Source organism: Marinobacter flavimaris (genome assembly GCF_002933295.1).
Taxonomy (GTDB): domain Bacteria; phylum Pseudomonadota; class Gammaproteobacteria; order Pseudomonadales; family Oleiphilaceae; genus Marinobacter; species Marinobacter flavimaris.
Window position 1 is genome coordinate 123,142 of the sequence record NZ_PSSW01000001.1, and the last position, 15,815, is coordinate 138,956.

Annotated in this window: 13 protein-coding genes; 7 read left to right on the forward strand and 6 right to left on the reverse strand. The window is 57.8% G+C overall.

The genetic code is table 11. The features are described 5' to 3' along the window. The first annotated feature begins 90 nt into the window (after positions 1–90). Together MDHKLMBL_RS00625 and MDHKLMBL_RS00630 are read left to right on the forward strand one after the other, a co-directional pair. Positions 91–1,893, forward strand: coding sequence for an acyl-CoA dehydrogenase (locus MDHKLMBL_RS00625; protein ID WP_104269878.1), 1,803 nt, complete (start codon positions 91–93; stop codon positions 1,891–1,893). Beyond that, entirely contained in the window at positions 1,893–2,672 is a 780-nt protein-coding gene (locus MDHKLMBL_RS00630; protein WP_041645415.1) for a crotonase/enoyl-CoA hydratase family protein, read from the forward strand. The genes MDHKLMBL_RS00625 and MDHKLMBL_RS00630 overlap by 1 nt, the downstream gene beginning before the upstream one ends. 230 nt (positions 2,673–2,902) lie before the next feature. On the opposite strand, the gene MDHKLMBL_RS00635 is transcribed toward MDHKLMBL_RS00630, so the two are convergent. Beyond that, on the reverse strand, positions 2,903–4,171 hold the full coding sequence (locus MDHKLMBL_RS00635) for an alkane 1-monooxygenase (protein WP_104269879.1): 1,269 nt from the start codon (positions 4,169–4,171) through the stop codon (positions 2,903–2,905). Between the two features lie 183 nt (positions 4,172–4,354). On the opposite strand from MDHKLMBL_RS00635, the gene MDHKLMBL_RS00640 reads away from it, so the two are divergent. From MDHKLMBL_RS00640 to MDHKLMBL_RS00660, 5 genes are all read left to right on the forward strand, one after another. Continuing rightward, entirely contained in the window at positions 4,355–4,606 is a 252-nt protein-coding gene (locus MDHKLMBL_RS00640) for a hypothetical protein (RefSeq protein WP_041645413.1), read from the forward strand. Between the two features lie 90 nt (positions 4,607–4,696). Then, positions 4,697–4,993 (forward strand): hypothetical protein, encoded by a 297-nt coding sequence (locus tag MDHKLMBL_RS00645; protein WP_088556673.1) that lies wholly within the window; start codon positions 4,697–4,699, stop codon positions 4,991–4,993. A gap of 179 nt (positions 4,994–5,172) precedes the next feature. Next, positions 5,173–7,185, forward strand: coding sequence for a PhoX family protein (locus MDHKLMBL_RS00650; RefSeq protein WP_014577854.1), 2,013 nt, complete (start codon positions 5,173–5,175; stop codon positions 7,183–7,185). A 219-nt stretch (positions 7,186–7,404) separates the two neighbouring features. Further along, a complete protein-coding gene (locus MDHKLMBL_RS00655; protein WP_104269880.1) occupies positions 7,405–9,045 on the forward strand; it encodes a methyl-accepting chemotaxis protein in 1,641 nt (546 codons plus the stop codon). A 68-nt stretch (positions 9,046–9,113) separates the two neighbouring features. Continuing rightward, positions 9,114–9,479 carry a DUF4870 family protein gene (locus MDHKLMBL_RS00660; RefSeq protein ID WP_053112750.1) on the forward strand — a complete coding sequence of 122 codons (366 nt, stop codon included), beginning with the start codon at positions 9,114–9,116 and terminating at the stop codon, positions 9,477–9,479. A gap of 14 nt (positions 9,480–9,493) precedes the next feature. Here the strand turns inward: MDHKLMBL_RS00660 and MDHKLMBL_RS00665 are convergent, their stop codons facing one another. From MDHKLMBL_RS00665 to MDHKLMBL_RS00685, 5 genes are all read right to left on the reverse strand, one after another. Next, positions 9,494–10,807, reverse strand: coding sequence for an MFS transporter (locus MDHKLMBL_RS00665; RefSeq protein WP_092031052.1), 1,314 nt, complete (start codon positions 10,805–10,807; stop codon positions 9,494–9,496). Between the two features lie 83 nt (positions 10,808–10,890). Next, the gene (locus MDHKLMBL_RS00670; protein WP_053112748.1) at positions 10,891–11,985 is read right to left on the reverse strand and encodes a DUF1513 domain-containing protein; all 1,095 of its coding nucleotides are present in this window, start codon (positions 11,983–11,985) and stop codon (positions 10,891–10,893) included. Between the two features lie 13 nt (positions 11,986–11,998). Then, the gene (locus tag MDHKLMBL_RS00675; RefSeq protein ID WP_104269881.1) at positions 11,999–13,033 is read right to left on the reverse strand and encodes an imelysin family protein; all 1,035 of its coding nucleotides are present in this window, start codon (positions 13,031–13,033) and stop codon (positions 11,999–12,001) included. A gap of 9 nt (positions 13,034–13,042) precedes the next feature. After that, the gene (locus MDHKLMBL_RS00680) at positions 13,043–14,449 is read right to left on the reverse strand and encodes a di-heme oxidoreductase family protein (RefSeq protein ID WP_053112746.1); all 1,407 of its coding nucleotides are present in this window, start codon (positions 14,447–14,449) and stop codon (positions 13,043–13,045) included. Positions 14,450–14,451: 2 nt separating this feature from the next. Next, the gene (locus MDHKLMBL_RS00685) at positions 14,452–15,747 is read right to left on the reverse strand and encodes an imelysin family protein (RefSeq protein ID WP_199185468.1); all 1,296 of its coding nucleotides are present in this window, start codon (positions 15,745–15,747) and stop codon (positions 14,452–14,454) included. Between the last annotated feature and the right edge of the window lie 68 nt (positions 15,748–15,815).

Below are 15,815 nucleotides of genomic sequence, written 5' to 3' on the forward strand. Positions count from 1 at the left end.
TGGCAATGTTGACCATAATTATGTCATAAACGCCGGTTTCCAGGAAAAACCAGTTGTGAGAGGCTAACGACATCAAACAGGAGACCAAGCATGACCGACACCCTGATCGACCGCCGCGACCTGGCGTTCCAGCTCTACGAAGTTCTCGATACCGAAAACCTCACCACCCGCGAGCGCTTCAGCGAACACAACCGCGACACCTTCGATGCCGTCATTGAAACCGCCGACAAGATGGCACGGGAAAAGTTTGCCACCCATAACAGCGCCGCCGACAAGGACGAACCAAAGTTCGTCAACGGCCAGGTCGAGATGCTGCCGCAAGTGAAGGAAGCCTTCGACGCCTATGCGCAGGCCGGCTTTATCGCAGGACGTTACGACTATGAACTGGGTGGCATGCAGTTGCCTGAATCGGTCATGGCCGCCTGCAACGGTTTCTTCACAGCTGCCAACCCCGGCACCGCCGGTTACCCGTTTCTGACCACAGCTGCCGCCAACCTCATCCGGGTTTTTGGCAACGAACAGCAGAAAACCACCTTCCTTCCGAACATGCTCAGCGGTCGTTTCAGCGGCACCATGGCCCTGACCGAGCCCCACGCCGGGTCCTCCCTCGCGGATATTCGGACATCGGCGTCGCCCACAGATGAAGGTCACTACCTGATCAAGGGCGCGAAGATTTATATCTCCGGTGGCGAGCAGTCCATCACTGACAACATCGTTCACATGGTGCTGGCCAAGATCAAAGGTGCGCCGGCGGGCGTGAAAGGTATCTCCCTATTCATCGTGCCCAAGTTTCTGGTGGATGGTGAAGGCAATCCCACTGAACGCAACGGCGTCAGCCTCGCTGGTCTGATTCACAAGCTGGGCTACCGTGGCACCACCTCCACCGCCCTGAGCTTCGGTGATGATGCTCCCTGTCACGGCTATCTGGTTGGCGAGCCCCACCAGGGCCTGAAGTATATGTTCCAGATGATGAACGAAGCGCGGGTTGGCGTGGGTTTCGGCGCCGCTGTGATCGGTTATCGCGGCTACATGCACAGCCTCGAATACGCCAAAGATCGCCTGCAGGGCCGTAGGGCCAGCGAGAAGAACCCGGAATCCCCACAGGTGCCGATCATTGATCACGCCGATGTCCGGCGCATGCTGCTGGCCCAGAAAGCCTACAGTGAGGGTGGTTTGGCTTTGTGCCTCTACGGCGCCCGACTGATGGATGACCAGCACACCCATCCCGATGAACAGAAACGCCAGGAAGCCGGAAAGCTGCTGGACCTGCTCACTCCGGTGATCAAAGCATGGCCTTCCGAATACGGCCCCAAGGCTAATGACCTGGCCATTCAGGTATACGGTGGCGCAGGTTACACCCGGGAGTATCCGGTAGAGCAGTGCTGGCGTGACAACCGCCTTAACCCGATTCACGAAGGCACCAATGGTATCCAGGCCATGGACCTGCTGGGCCGTAAGATCTGGCAGGATCAGAGCCACGGTTTGCAGCTGCTCATGCAGGAGATGCAGGTAGATCTTCAGGCAGCCACCACCGATCGTTGCCAGCAATGGGCCCTGTCCCTGAGTGAAACCCTGCAGCAGGCAGTGAAGGTTACCCAAAGCCTGGGTAAATCCCTGATGGAAGGCGATCCCGGCAAAACTCTGGCCAATGCCTCCTGCTACCTGCACCTGTTCGGGCACATTATGGTGGCCTGGATGTGGCTGCGTCAGGCCAATGCCGCCTCCCATGCCCTGGGTTCCGCGAATACCGATGATGAACGCAATTTCTACCAGGGCAAACTGCAGGCGGCCCAGTACTTCTTCCACTGGGAATTGCCAACCGTGGCTCAGGATCTGGTGCTGCTGCGCAATCAGGACGATACCTGCCTGAACATGAAATCGGAGTGGTTCTGATGGCTCTGGTAAATGTTGAGAAGAAAAATCACATCTTGCTGATCGGGCTGAACCGCCCGGAAAAAATGAACGCCATGAACCGCGAGATGTACCACCAGATTGCGGCGGCCTACCACCAGCTGGAAAACGACCCGGAGCTACGGGTCGGGCTGATGTACGCCGAGGGCGACCACTTCACCAGCGGCCTGCAACTGGACGACTGGGCGGGTGTGTTTGCCAACGGCAAGGGCATTGAACCGGGTGAGGGCGAACTGGATCCCTTCCACATTACCGGTCAGGCGCTGACCAAACCCGTGGTCTTCGCCGCCCAGGGCATCTGCTTCACCTGCGGCGTTGAGATGATGCTCAACACCGACGTGCGCGTCGCTGCTAAAGGAACGCGCTTTGCCCAACTCGAAGTGAAGCGGGGCATCTTCGCCTGTGGTGGTGCCACCATCCGCCTGCAACGGGAAATCGGCTGGGGCAATGCCCAGCGTTACCTGCTGACTGGCGATGAGTGGACCGCCGATCAGGCGTATCAGTGGGGGTTGATTCAGGAACTGGTGGAACCCGGCGAGCAGTTCAACGTCGCGTTGGAAATTGCCGAGAAAATTGCCAGGGCGGCGCCATTGGGTGTCCAGGGCAGTCTTAAATCCTCAAAAATTGCTGTCAGCGAAGGGCAGGAGGCTGCGAAGCAGCGTTTGTTCCCGGACCTTCAGCCGGTTATGGCCAGTGAGGATGTAAAGGAGGGAATTCAGTCATTCCTGGAACGTCGAGAGGCCGCTTTCAAAGGTAAGTAACGGCTCAACTTGGTCAGAAATCACGGGTTTTAGCGCTTAAAAAGAAACCTGACTATATCGCCAGAGCTCAGGGCAGCTGACCGGGGTCCTCCTTCCGGGAGTGTGAGCAGCAAGGATGCTGCGATCAAGCCCCCATGGATGGGTTCACGGCGTCTCCCGGAAGGAAGACCCCGGTCGGCCGCCTGCACTCGAGCCTGAAGGTTGGGGCCCGAGCTGGCAGGTGGCTATATTCAGGCAGCCTCGGAATTCGCGGATTCGCGGCGAGCCTTCGCTTCAGCAGCTACCTCAGCAGCGTAGTCCGCATACCTGGCCATCAGCTCCTCTTTCCGGTCCGGATCCCAGTTGATTTTGCTCAGATCTCCCTCGTAGTGATCAATCACCCGCTTATCCATGGTTTCGTACCACCACTGGGGCAGATAGGCCGGCAGAAGCATCGAGGCATAGCCACCGGGTAATTGTGGAGCCTTCTCGAAATGCCGCAAAGCCTGGTAACTGCGCTGTGGATGCGCGTGATGGTCTGAATGCCGCTGGAGCTGATACAGGAACAGATTGGTCACAATGTGATTGCTGTTCCAGCTGTGCTCTGGTTGGGTGCGCTCATACTTGCCGTTCTTGTCTTTCTGGCGCAGCAGGCCGTAGTGCTCGATGTAGTTCACACTCTCGAGCAAACTGGCACCGTACACCGCCTGGGCCGCCAGGAACGGAACCGCCCTCGGGCCGCAAACCAGCGTTGTGGCGCCAAAGAACCCGGCGCTCATGGCCCATCCCTGCAGCAGCTCGTTGTCCAGGCTCCAGAAGTTCTTGCCCTTGCGGGCAAGCCTCGCCTTCTCGATCTTGATGGATGATTTGATACCACCAAGCACCGTACGCGGCAGGAACTTCCAGAAACTCTCGCCCATACGGCTGCTGGCAGGATCCTCCGGCGTGGCTACCCGCTTGTGATGACCAAAGTTGTGCTCAACAACGAAGTGGGTGTAACCGGTGGGCGCCAGGGCTGCCATGGCCAGCAGCTTGTTCAGTCTGTTGGATTTGTGGCCGAGCTCATGGGCGGTATTGATCCCGACGCCATTGATAGCGCCAACCGTCAGCGTGAGCCCTATCTTGTCATCCAGAGGTGTGTTTTTGCGGCTGGCAAGCCAGGCACCCATGAAGGTCATGGCGTACTGGGTCGGAATAAATGCTTTCACAATCCGGTCGTAGTACTTGTCCTGCTCCAGTGTCTTCACCGCCGATTCCGGCGGATTGCTCTTATCCTCGCCGATAGCCCGATCCAGGGCAGGGATGATGCCGTGTACCAGCGCCGGGCCAGTCCATGCCAGGGCTTTCAGTTTTTTTGGAGCCAGCGCATAGCCGGTCAGTGCGGCCAGTCCGATTCCTGGCAGTGCGGGACCGAGTAGCCACATGTAACGCTTCGGGTCTTTCCAGTTGCCAGGGGCGTCTTTTTCAGCGGGCGCCGAGATTTTGTGTGATTGCAGGTTATCCGGGGTTTTGGCGTTCATTGTTGTCTCCCTTGCAGTGCGCGTACCTGCAATTTATGTCGGACAATCCAACAATGCAACGGGCGTCGACAGCTGTCTGGAACCTTGGCTCAAAATGACAATTACCATTTCTTTGGCAGAAAGCCGGTTTCTGGACCAAACTCATCTGAACAACAAGAGTCTGATCACAAGGAAGAATCAGCCATGCCAAATCCGTCGTCTGCGACCGCCTCATATTCTGTTCAGGGAATCATTCGTGAGTACTTGTCTTCCGGCAGGCTTACCGAAGTTGTTTACCGTGACAGCGCCGGTCAGATTTGTCTGGTCCATGATGTTATTCGCGATCTCTTCAGTCGCGCCGGGCAGGATTTTCTGCTGCTCGGGCGCGGAACCATGCTCCCGTTCGATCATGTTATTACCATCGATGGCCAGTTGCTCTCGGACAGTGCCGGTTAACGAAAGGGTAATGGGCCGGTAATTGCCCCGGGGCCAACCGCCCCGTACTCTGTGCACCGTTGTAAATGCTTACCAACAGAGGGATATGGTATGAACAAGCTCACACTGAGTGCACTTTTGATGGTTCTGACGCTCGGCCTTGCAGCCTGCAGTTCGGAAGACAACGAAGGCGTGGATGTCGAGCAGGCTGCGGATAACGCCGGAGAGATGATGGAAGACGCGGCGGATTCCACCGAGGAAACCCTGGAAGAAGCCACCGGCCAGGATGAAAGTGCCATGGGCGAGTTGCAGGAAGGCGCAGAGGAAGCTGGTGATGCCATGACTGATGCCGCCGAAGAAGCCGGCGATTCCATTGAAGAAGGCTACGAAGAAGCCACCCAGCAGTAACCGGGTGGGCTGACCGCTTCGCAGCAACAGTCTTTGCGAGGCGGTCGGTGTTCCGGTGGCCGCCCTTGTAAAGCAATGTTAACGAATTTGTCTTTTAAACTTACCCTTACTGTCATATTTCCCGCCGAAACTGGCCTCTCAACAACACCGACCCGCTGTTCTTTGAGAGAGGCAAAAACATGGCTAAGCACGACCTTGATCCCAACTATCTGGATCCCAACTACGAGCCGGTAGTCAACCACACTGACAACAACCCTTTCCACCAGGTTCTGGCCGCACGCATGCAGCGCCGTACAGTGATGAAAGGCAGCGTTGGAGCTGCCCTTGCCAGTGTGATGGGCCTGGGCCTCGCAGGTTGTGGCAGCGACAGTAACGACGGCACCACCAGCAGCAATGTTTCAAGTACCGATATCGGCTTCAAGGCGGTACCGACATCAACAGCCAACGAGGTGGTTGTTCCCGAAGGGTACTCTACTGAGGCGTTCCTGCCGTGGGGCACTCCGATTACCGGCTCCTACCCGGAGTACAAGCCGGATGGCACGAACACCGGTGCGGAGCAGGAACAACAGATGGGCATGCACCACGACGGCGTGCACTTCTTCCCGATTGACCAGAAGGCCGGCGGCAATAGCTCAAGCGAAGGCCTTCTGGTGATGAACCATGAGTACATCAATCAGGGCGCTCTGCATGCCAATGGTGCCACCAAGGCATCGGATAACGGTGGCGTACGTCCGGCGGATGAAGTCCGTAAGGAAATCGCAGCGCACGGTGTTTCTGTGGTGCACATCAAACGCGACACCAGCGGAAAGTGGGACATTGTCTTTGGCAGCCCGTTCAACCGTCGCATCACCGGCAACACCGAAATGGACATTCGTGGGCCGGTTCGCGGCTACAGCAAGCTGATCACCAAATACAGCCCGGACGCCACCGAGACCCGCGGCACGCTTAACAACTGTGCGATGGGGCCGACACCCTGGGGCACTTACCTGGCTGCTGAGGAAAACTGGCACGGCTACTTTGCAAACAGCGACGCCACGCAGCCCCGGGAGCAGACCCGCCATGGTGTTGGAAGCTCCAGCCGTTATGACTGGGAACTGGCTGATAGTGGTGAGGATCAGTACGTTCGACTCAATGTAAGCTCTATCGGCGCATCCGCTGCCGATGATTACCGAAATGAAGCCAATACCTATGGCTACATGGTCGAGATTGATCCCTTTACCCCGGAAAGCAAGCCGCAGAAGCGCACTGCCCTGGGTCGTTTCGGTCATGAGGGTGTCATCTTCGCGCCGGCCAAGGAAGGCGAGCCGGTGGTATGTTACTCGGGCGATGACTCCCGTTTCGAGTACATCTACAAGTTTGTATCGTCGAAGCCTTACTATGCCGCCACAGCCGGTGGATACCTCCTCGACGAAGGCACTCTGTATGTAGCCCGCTTCAATGACGACGGCTCCGGCGACTGGTTGTCGCTGGACCTCAATGATGCTGAATTCAAGGCCAAGGTTGATGCTGCCGTGGGTACGACCGTTGGCGACATTGCCTTCGACGGCTTCGAGAACCAGGCTGACGTTCTCCTGAATACACGCCTGGCTGCCGATATCGCGGGTGCAACCCCGATGGACCGTCCGGAATGGGGTGCGGTTGACCCGAATTCAGGCCAGGTTTATTTCACCCTGACCAACAATTCCCGTCGTACTGAAGATCAGGTTAACGCGGCCAACCCCAACGCGAATAACCGTACAGGTCATATCATCCGCTGGAGCGAGGAGGGTAATGATCACACCGCGACCAGTTTCGACTGGGACATTTTCGTCTTTGCCGGTGAGCAGGGTACGGAAACCGTAGTGGGTGACGAAGTTATCGTTTCGCTGACCGACGACAATATCTTCAACAGCCCGGATGGCCTCTGGTTCGACTACAACGGTCGTCTCTGGATCCAGACCGATGGCTCCGACGCTGCACCCTACCAGAACAACATGATGCTGGCTGCCAATCCGGAGACTCGCGAAATCAAGCGTTTCTTCGTAGGTCCCCAGGGTTGTGAGGTGACGGGGGTTGTTTCCACGCCGGATGTGAAAACCATGTTCGTCAACATCCAGCATCCGGAAGGTAACTGGCCGGACTCCAGTGATCCTCGCCCCCGCGATGCAACCGTGATCGTTACCAAGGACGACGGTGGCGTGATCGGCGCCTGAGCCAACGCCAAAGTAGTCATCTGAACACCGCAAACCCGGCCCACTCGGTTACAGAGTGAGTCGGGTTTGCGGTTTTTTGTTTCAGAAACGCTATTCCCCGCCGATATGGTTATTAAATACACTAAAGTATGAGTTATAAACTCATGTCAATTCTTTAGTCTCCACAATGGCCTTTAATAACAAGATGCTTGCAGAAACAACAAAAAAGAAGAGGTTTCCATGGGGTTACTGGATAGGGCTTCAGTTTTATGGGGGATGGCGGTTGCCGGACTTCTTGCAGTCGTCTGCGCAGCGGTGGCGCCGTTGCTAGGTCTTGAAATTACCTCAATGCTCATCGGGCTTGTCGTAGGTCTCGTTGCTGCCGGCGGGTTCATGATTGTTCGTGTCCTGGAGCCGACTGAGCGTGGCCTCAAGGCCTTGAATAACGGCACCCTGGCTGAAGATCATCCACTGCATGCGCAATGTCATCAGTTGCTAGCTGATGCGAGGGCGGGGCGCGCGCTCGTCGAAACGCTTTCCGGTAGCGCTGACAGGAACGCGATTTCCGCCGCCCAGGTGTCTTTCGCGGCCGACCAGTTGAAGCTGCGGCTGGATCGCCAGGTTGAAGAAACTGCACAAATGGCCGATTACGCGGGGCAGATTACCGAAACCGTGCGGGAATCCTCGGAGCAGGCCACCGATGCAGCCACCATGGCGCTGCAGAACAAGCAGGTGAGTACCGAGGGTCGTGAAGCCCTGATGTCGGCCATCGGGAGCGTGCGGGCTGTGCACGAGCAGTCCGGGGAAAACCTCCGGCTGATCCAGGAACTGAACGAAAAGTCCAACAAGATCCAGGGTGTGACTACCACGATTCAGGGCATTGCCGAGCAGACCAACCTGCTTGCACTCAATGCCGCCATCGAAGCGGCCAGGGCAGGTGACCAGGGTCGCGGGTTTGCAGTGGTGGCCGATGAAGTGCGCCAACTGGCGGGGCGAACCGCTCAGGCAACGGGAGAAGTGGCGGAAACCCTCGAGGAAATACGGTCCGATACCACACTGATTGTATCCCGCATTGAAGATCTTGCCCGCAGCATTGAGGAGGGCCTGACGTCTGTGGAAAGCGTGGGTGAGCGTCTGGAACAGATCAGCGAACAATCTGATCGGGTCCAGCAGCAGGTTGCCCGGATAGCCGAAATAGATCAGAACAACGAGCAGAGTCTGGCCCAGGTGTTCTCCGCCATTGAAACGGTGCGTGACCAGATTTCCGAGAGCGATACCAGCGTTTCCTCGCTGGCGGAGCAGGCTGCTACTTTGATGGAGCTTGCGGAAAAAGCCAATGCTTCATTTGCCCTGAACAGCGAAGCCAGTTATCACCGGCCGTTCTTCGATCAGGCCAGAGCGGGCGCTGACCAGATCGGCCAGATGTTCGAGCAGGCAATCCGGGATGGCAAGCTCTCAGAAAGCGCGCTGTTCGACAAGAGCCGGACTCCCATCCCGAACACGCACCCGCCAAAGTACTCAAGCAGCTTTGACAAATTTACCGATCAATACCTGCCGACCATCCAGGAGCAGGTGAAAAACGCCCATGAGGCCATTGTCTTTGCCATAGCCGCTGCGCCTGACGGGTATGTACCGACCCACAACAGGGATTTCGCCCACGCACCGACCGGAGATCCGAAGGTGGATCTGGTCAAGAGCCGGAGCAAGCGGCTGTTCAACGACCGAACGGGCATTCGTTGTGGCACGCACACCGAGAACATGCTTTTGCAAACCTATCGCAGGGATACCGGCGAAATCATGCATGATCTCTCCGTACCTATTTATGTGAATGGCAAGCATTGGGGCGGTTTCCGCCTGGGCTACCGTCCGGACAATCACTGACCGCGGCGGGATTTTCGGCCACGGGGGCTGTGGTAGACTCCGATTAATAGATCAATAGGAGACTTGTCTTGGCTGAACCGGAGTTTATTCCTGCCGACACGGACCCCGCCTCCCGCCGAAGTGATCCGGCGCGTAACCTGGCGGTGGTGGTCTACATCCTTCAGGCGCTGTCGTTTTTCGTAGGAGGCATTACCGGTCTGGTGGGCGTGATCATCAATTACGTCAAACTGGACGACGTCCGTAATACCTGGGTGGAGCGGCACTTCCGCTGGCAGATTCGCACCTTCTGGATCGGCCTGCTCTGGACCGTGATTGGCATAGTGACCACGCCGATCATCATCGGATGGTTTATTCTCCTTGGTATTTCTATCTGGATCATCTACCGGATCGTGAAAGGGGCTCTGGCCCTGAATGACGGCAAGGCGCCCTCCTGAACGGGCGACCGTTATCAGTCTTCGGTCACTTCCTTCAGCCCCATGGCACTGAACATCCCAGCCAGCCCCATCAGGCCCAGAACGATGATGACCGCCACTTCTGAGATCATTGACACGAGGGCGGTGAGGCCGCCGGTAACAAGCAGCAGAACACCGATGACCGTGTTGCTCACCGCCGTGTAATCGGTACGCTTGTTGCCCCCTGCCATGTCCACCAGATAGGTTTTACGCCCCAGCCTGACGCCCGCATGGGCAATGCTCAGTACGAAAAACGCAATCGGGTAAAACCAGACGCTGCCGATTTCCGTCCCGATAAACAGCGCGGTGAAGCCGACGATCAGGCACACACCGCTGGCCATTGCCGCCCCACGGATCATGACTCTCCGACTGGAGGTGTCTGCAGCCCAGCCCCAGAAGCTGGCACTGAGCGAGCTGGCGAGGCTGCTGGCCAGCAGGAAAACGCCCAACATCCAGCCAATGTCGGATTCTTTCTGTGCCAGTACGACCAAATAGGGTGAAGCCAGTGCCGAGCTGAGCAGCAGGGCCCGGGTAATCACGAAGTTCCGGAACGGAACGTCATCCCGGAGCAGGGACAGGCTTCGAAATGCCTCGTTGATGGCATTTCCGCCGCCACCGGTTTCACCGTCGTATTCTTCCACTCCGGCAAACAGCAGGCCGGCGATCACCCAGAGTGCCGCGGCCAGAAGTAATAATACGGTGTAAAAGGCGAGGGTGGGGTCGCCGCGTTCCCAGAACAGCAGCGCGGTCAACACAACGGTGGCGGTGCCGCCAATGGTGGAGGCGAGCCCGCCGAGCCTTCCCCGGCGGGTTTTCGGGATGCATTTGCCCTGTACATCTTTCATGGATACGGAGCAGAATCCACGGGCGAGGGAAAATACAATGAGGGCTGCAATGATCCCGGAACCTGCGGCATACCCCTCGAAAAACCAGATGCTGGCCGCCATGGCCACAACACTGGCGGCCTGTCCGAAGCTTCCAAGAGTCCAGAACCACTTGCGAACAGGTTTGCGGCGGACCCAGGCCGCAATGACCATCTGTGGGACGAGGGAACCGGATTCCCGGATCGGCACCAGCCAGGCCACCAGCGCGGGTGCACCAATGGCGCTCATCAACCAGGCCAATACGGTTTTGGGACTGATCAGCAGGTCGCCCAGTTTGGTCAGGACGTTGCTGGCAAGAATCAGAAAGAAATTGCGCGGCACTTCGCGACAGGCGTCATCGGAGATGTCGGTACAGACCCGTGCATCCTCTTCGTTGGCAATCAGGCCATAAAGTTGTTCGATGGTGTCCTTTCTGCTCTCAGGCAAACCGCTATCCTCCGGAAAATGTGTCGAAAGGATACCAGTGTGGCGCGGTATCCTTAAGTCCGGATTACGGCAACTGCGAGCGATCAGACCAGATGGTGGTCCCAGTGAACGGATAGATCTGCGAGTTCTCTGGCGGGTTTGCCGGCGCCGAGCCGGATAAGTTTTCCCCGTCCGGAGGAAACAAGAAAATCCCCTCCGGCAAGGGTCTGGATGCCCGCGCAATCGGCGATGTGTGCGCGGCTGACCAGCTCACCGGTCTTGCCCCGAAAGATAATGGCCGTTCCACCAATCGGCGAAGCCGCAGCCACGAGGTCGTTTTCCGGATGCGCAACCACGCTGGAGATGTAGTTGGCCAACGCTGTCCGGGTATCCTCATCGAACCGGTATTCCCGCAAAGTTCCCTCTTCAAGACGTGCCAACAAAGGCGGCGTTTCGTAGAGTGGGCCCTGGTGCTGATAGGCCACATACACGCGGCCATCGCCGCTGACGCTGACATGGCGGGCGCTTTGCTGGTGGTGGGGCGGCCTGAAACGGCCAACGATTTTGCCGGAGTGACGATTCATAAGTACCAGGGCTGGATCCATGGTGTCCAGATTCAGTTTCATGCGGTCGTAATCCGGGTGAGTGAGGATGCCTCCGAGACCGATCACCAGGGTTTCGCCGTCGGGGTGCAAGGTCAGCTCATGGGGGCCGATTCCCGCCAGATCAAAGGTTTTTGTCCGCCGATAACCCTTTTCGGCATCGTAGACTGCGATGATCCCCGCGCCCTGATCGTACCGGCTGGCGGTGACGTAGAGGCGTCGGCCATCGGTCGAGAACACACCGTGGCCAACAAAGTGTTCGCCCGGCTCGGCTGAAATATGGTGTTTCCGGGCACCTGTAGTGCTATCGAAAACGTAGAATGACCAACCCGGGCGGCGCTCGAAAAACAGGGTCTCTTGCTGGTGCGGTCGGTTGCAGCCGCTATGGCAGCGGGAATCGACAGGCGCCTGCCACACTATCCGGCCGTTGCGGTTGAATGCGCTGACTCCAAAACTGCCATCCGGGAACCCGACGGCGCCGGCATAGCCATCAGGTTGGACTGACGCTTTTCGGGGCAGCAGGGAACAGCCGGTCAGGCCCACGGCAACGCCGCCGGCAATGGACACCTTGAGAAGGGCTCTCCGGTTCAAAAGCATAGGATCAGGTTCCTCAGTCGCCATCGCTCGAGTTGAAGCCTCGTACTACGCCAAGTGCCACTGCCGCCTGGTCATTCACCAGCGTGGTCAACTGGGAAATATCAACGTAAAGGCTCTGCAGAGCCCGGAACTGGTCTTCTTCTTTCAAAGCCGTTGCCAGGGGTAGGTGGGCTCCGGGAAAGTTCTGCTGAACCTCGTTGAATTGTTTGCGAATGCGGTCTGCCAGGTCGGACGCCCCCTTTGCTTCCAGCGAAATTTCGAGCCCTGGTAAAAAGTACCGGTTCAGGCCGTCGACAGTCGCCGCGACAGTCTGCAGGCTTTTGCCGCTGCGCCAGGCGTCCGCGATGTAAGGATTGCGTTTGTTACTGCCGCGAAGACCCATGGGTTGGGCCAGCCTTCTTTCTTCCAGAATTTCCAGTGTTGCCATACCCGCTCGGATAGTGGTGTCGAAGTACTGCTCGGTCTCCAGATAGTGCGGTCTGAAAGCCTGCCAGCCAGCCATCAATGCGTCACTGTTGCTTTTCAAGTGTCCCGCGACGTTCGTTAGCAGCTCGCAGGTCCGGGCGACTGGGAGTGAAGTTTCCCCGGCATTGAACTCTTGGTCGAACAGCAGATATTCGATCATCGGGAAGCCTTGCACAGCGACACCGGACTGATTGATCACGCTCGGGGTGATCGGTTCGTCGTTTCCGATCAGGTAAGCCGCTTTCCGTGCAATCAGATTCTTCGGATCCGGCCAGAACTGGAACTGCCAGGAAAGGTTGTTGTTTTCGACCGGGCCGAAATCGACTAAGCGCACCTTCTGCCAGGCCAGGAAGGCATTCAGCCAGGCGGCTTCCACGTGTTCCCGGCTTCCCTCGGCTGGATTCTGGCAGTAGTCACGGGCGGATTCAGCCAGCTCTCCCGCTTCTGTGGTCAACGATTGATAGCCGGTCGCAATGCCTTCATACCACTGCTGGCGGGCCTGGATGTTGGCATCGCTTGCCCACGCCAGGGGCGAGGTTAGTGTCAGGATAGATGTGCACAGCAGTCTGGTGATCCCTTGCATGGCTGATCCTCAGAGTGAATTCAGGAAATCGATCAGAGCGGATCGATCTTCGGGCGACATCTGGCGGTATCGGTCGGCGGCCGCCTGAGCCTCGCCACCGTGCCAGAGCACGGCTTCTTCCAGAGTTCGGGCGCGGCCGTCGTGCAGGAACCCGGCTTGCGGATTCACCACTTGGGCCAGGCCAATGCCCCAGAGCGGCGGGGTTCGCCATTCATTGCCATTGGCCAGGAATTCATCGCGGCCGTCGGCCAGGGCAGGACCCATGTCGTGCAGCAACAGATCCGAATAGGGCCAGATAGTCTGATTGCTAAGGTCCGGGCGATCGGCAACCTCGCCGGTCTGATGTCTCGGCGTATGGCAGCCAGCGCAGCCACTTTCGTTGAACAGCCTTGCTCCCTGCCGGACGGATTCAGACTCAATATCTCGACGCGCGGGTATTGCCAGACTCTTGGCGTAGAAGGTCACGAAGTTGGCGACCTTGTCGCTTACTTCCGGTTCACCGCCATGGGTAAACCGCTCACAATTCTGCTCGGGCATGCAGTCGGTTTTAGGTTTCAGAGTAGAGGTCAGTCCCATATCTCCGGCGAACGCACCCATGCTTTGCTGGTGGACATCGGGCTCGGCTGCCTTCCAGCCGAATCGACCGGGCACTGTCTGTTCCGTTGCCAGATCCCAGACCTGGTTAAGCTTTCCGGAGATGCCGTTTCCGTCCGCATCATCAGTGTCTTGGAGGGCTTGCAAATCTTCGATGGGGATGGCTTCCAGCAGACCCATTCCGATCATCTGCGGTGCTACCCGGGGCGATACCAGAAGGTCCTCGGGCAGTGGCCCATAATTTGGGTTCTCAATGCGGTACACGGGCTTGCGCAGTTCCACCACCGTCCCATCCGCGAGTGTTTCCTTCACTGGCGTCCATTCGACGATCAAATCAGCCTCTGGTTTGGCTGCAGGAAGCGCGGCTGTCTGGAGCTGGCTGCCATATACTGGCGCCGGTTTAAAACCGTGTTTGCGCAGAATGTCCGCGTCCAGCTCCGGATCAGCAGGGACTGCCAGTCTCAAAAACAGGGAGACCGGCGGCTCGTCGACACCGGGTGGGTGTCCGCGACCATCCTTGATATGACACCCCTGGCAGGAGTTGGTATTGAACAGCGGGCCCAGGCCGTCACGGGCGTCAGTGCTTGCCGGGGCTTCGACCCAGGGGTTCCGGAAGAAACTGTTGCCGACACTGAAGTCCAGACGTTTGGTCATGGACAGATTGCCCTGGGGAAGCGAGTAGGCATTGGTGTCTGACTGTTGTACGGTGCCCTCACCACCAGAGGCCGGAGATGTCTGGATCGGATAGCCCTCGTGAGTCTGGGCACAAACGTGGGCGCTGGCGATCGCCAGCGCCCCGATTAAGGCAAGCGGTTTCATCATGCTCAGGACGCGTGGCCGGCATCATCGGGAGACAGGGCTTCAATGCCCAGGTCGCGCGCAGCCTGCTCAATGGAACCGGTCTGTGCGACCAGCGCCATGATAGCGCCGTTGACGATACGAGTGCCCTCGGCATTCCCGGGTGCAATCATGGTGTCAAAAGCCATGGGATTTTCGCTGCTCTCCGCGCGGGCCTTCATTAGCGCCAGGGCTTCCATGGAGGCGTCCAGCTGGTTGTTAAGACGCGCGTCCAGCTCTGGGTCGCTCTGCTGAACCAGATCAGACAGGGAAGGGCCGGTCACCAGGCTGCCATCCACGCGACGATAGGTACCCGTGTAGACGTTCTGGATACCCTGGCCGTTGTAGTAGTGCGAATTGTGGGTATTGTCGCTGAAGCAGTCGTGCTCGTCCTCATAGGAGTTGGCTTCCAGAGCAACCTTCATTCGCTCGCCGGCCAGCTCGCCCAGAGACAGTGAACCCATGCCGAACAGCATTTTCTGAACACCCTGATTGGCGTCTGCAGCGGTCAATTGCGCCCGGTAGTTGTCACTGTCGCCCGGCGCCCACTGGGCCACCATCCACTCGAGGTCGGATACCAGAAGGTCTGTTACCGCATCCAGGTATTCGCCACGACGCTCACAATTGCCATTGGTGCAATCAGCGCCCTTCGCGTAATCCGTGACCGGACGCTCACCGGCGCCGCTTTCAAAACCGTGGAGATCCTGACCCCAAAGCAGGAATTCAACCGCGTGGTAGCCGGTAGCAACGTTGGCTTCAGAGCCGCCAACTTCGTTCAGATCTGCGAGCAGTGCAGGGGAAAGAGATGCCACATTCAGTGTCTCACCACCCACATTGATCCTGTTGCTTGCGATGATGTTTGCGGTGGCACCGGCGTTGCCCAGCTCGTGCTGGTACCCGTCTGCCTTCACATAATCGATCAGGCCTTCATCAAGCGGCCAGGCGTTCAGCTGGCCTTCCCAGTCATCGACAATAGCATTGCCGAACCGGAACACTTCTGTTTGCTGATAAGGAACCCTAGCTGCCAGCCAGGCTTCTTTTGCGGTCGCCAGATTGGCTTCGGTCGGATTGGCGATCAAGCGGTCAGTTGCTTCGTCCAGCGCGCGGGAGGTGATCAGGGCATCTTCGTAGTTGGCATGAGCCAGATCGGCGTAGTGATCGACCACTGAGTCTTTGGTTGCTGGCTGATAGTCCTTGGTGGACCAGGGATGATTAGCGCAGCCTGCAGTGAGCAGAGCGGTTACTGTCAATGCCAGGGGTGCTGGACGAAACATGGGCGTCATTCCTTTTTCCAAGTTCTGTTAATACTAGTAATAATGAGAAATATTCGCGTTAAATATCATGAGTTCCG

Coding starts and splice junctions, on each gene's coding strand:
- MDHKLMBL_RS00625 (WP_104269878.1), top strand. CDS start 91: ATGACCGACACCCTGATCGACCGCCGCGACCTGGCGTTCCAGCTCTAC.
- MDHKLMBL_RS00630 (WP_041645415.1), top strand. CDS start 1,893: ATGGCTCTGGTAAATGTTGAGAAGAAAAATCACATCTTGCTGATCGGG.
- MDHKLMBL_RS00635 (WP_104269879.1), bottom strand. CDS start 4,171: ATGAACGCCAAAACCCCGGATAACCTGCAATCACACAAAATCTCGGCG.
- MDHKLMBL_RS00640 (WP_041645413.1), top strand. CDS start 4,355: ATGCCAAATCCGTCGTCTGCGACCGCCTCATATTCTGTTCAGGGAATC.
- MDHKLMBL_RS00645 (WP_088556673.1), top strand. CDS start 4,697: ATGAACAAGCTCACACTGAGTGCACTTTTGATGGTTCTGACGCTCGGC.
- MDHKLMBL_RS00650 (WP_014577854.1), top strand. CDS start 5,173: ATGGCTAAGCACGACCTTGATCCCAACTATCTGGATCCCAACTACGAG.
- MDHKLMBL_RS00655 (WP_104269880.1), top strand. CDS start 7,405: ATGGGGTTACTGGATAGGGCTTCAGTTTTATGGGGGATGGCGGTTGCC.
- MDHKLMBL_RS00670 (WP_053112748.1), bottom strand. CDS start 11,985: ATGCTTTTGAACCGGAGAGCCCTTCTCAAGGTGTCCATTGCCGGCGGC.
- MDHKLMBL_RS00675 (WP_104269881.1), bottom strand. CDS start 13,033: ATGCAAGGGATCACCAGACTGCTGTGCACATCTATCCTGACACTAACC.
- MDHKLMBL_RS00680 (WP_053112746.1), bottom strand. CDS start 14,449: ATGATGAAACCGCTTGCCTTAATCGGGGCGCTGGCGATCGCCAGCGCC.
- MDHKLMBL_RS00685 (WP_199185468.1), bottom strand. CDS start 15,747: ATGACGCCCATGTTTCGTCCAGCACCCCTGGCATTGACAGTAACCGCT.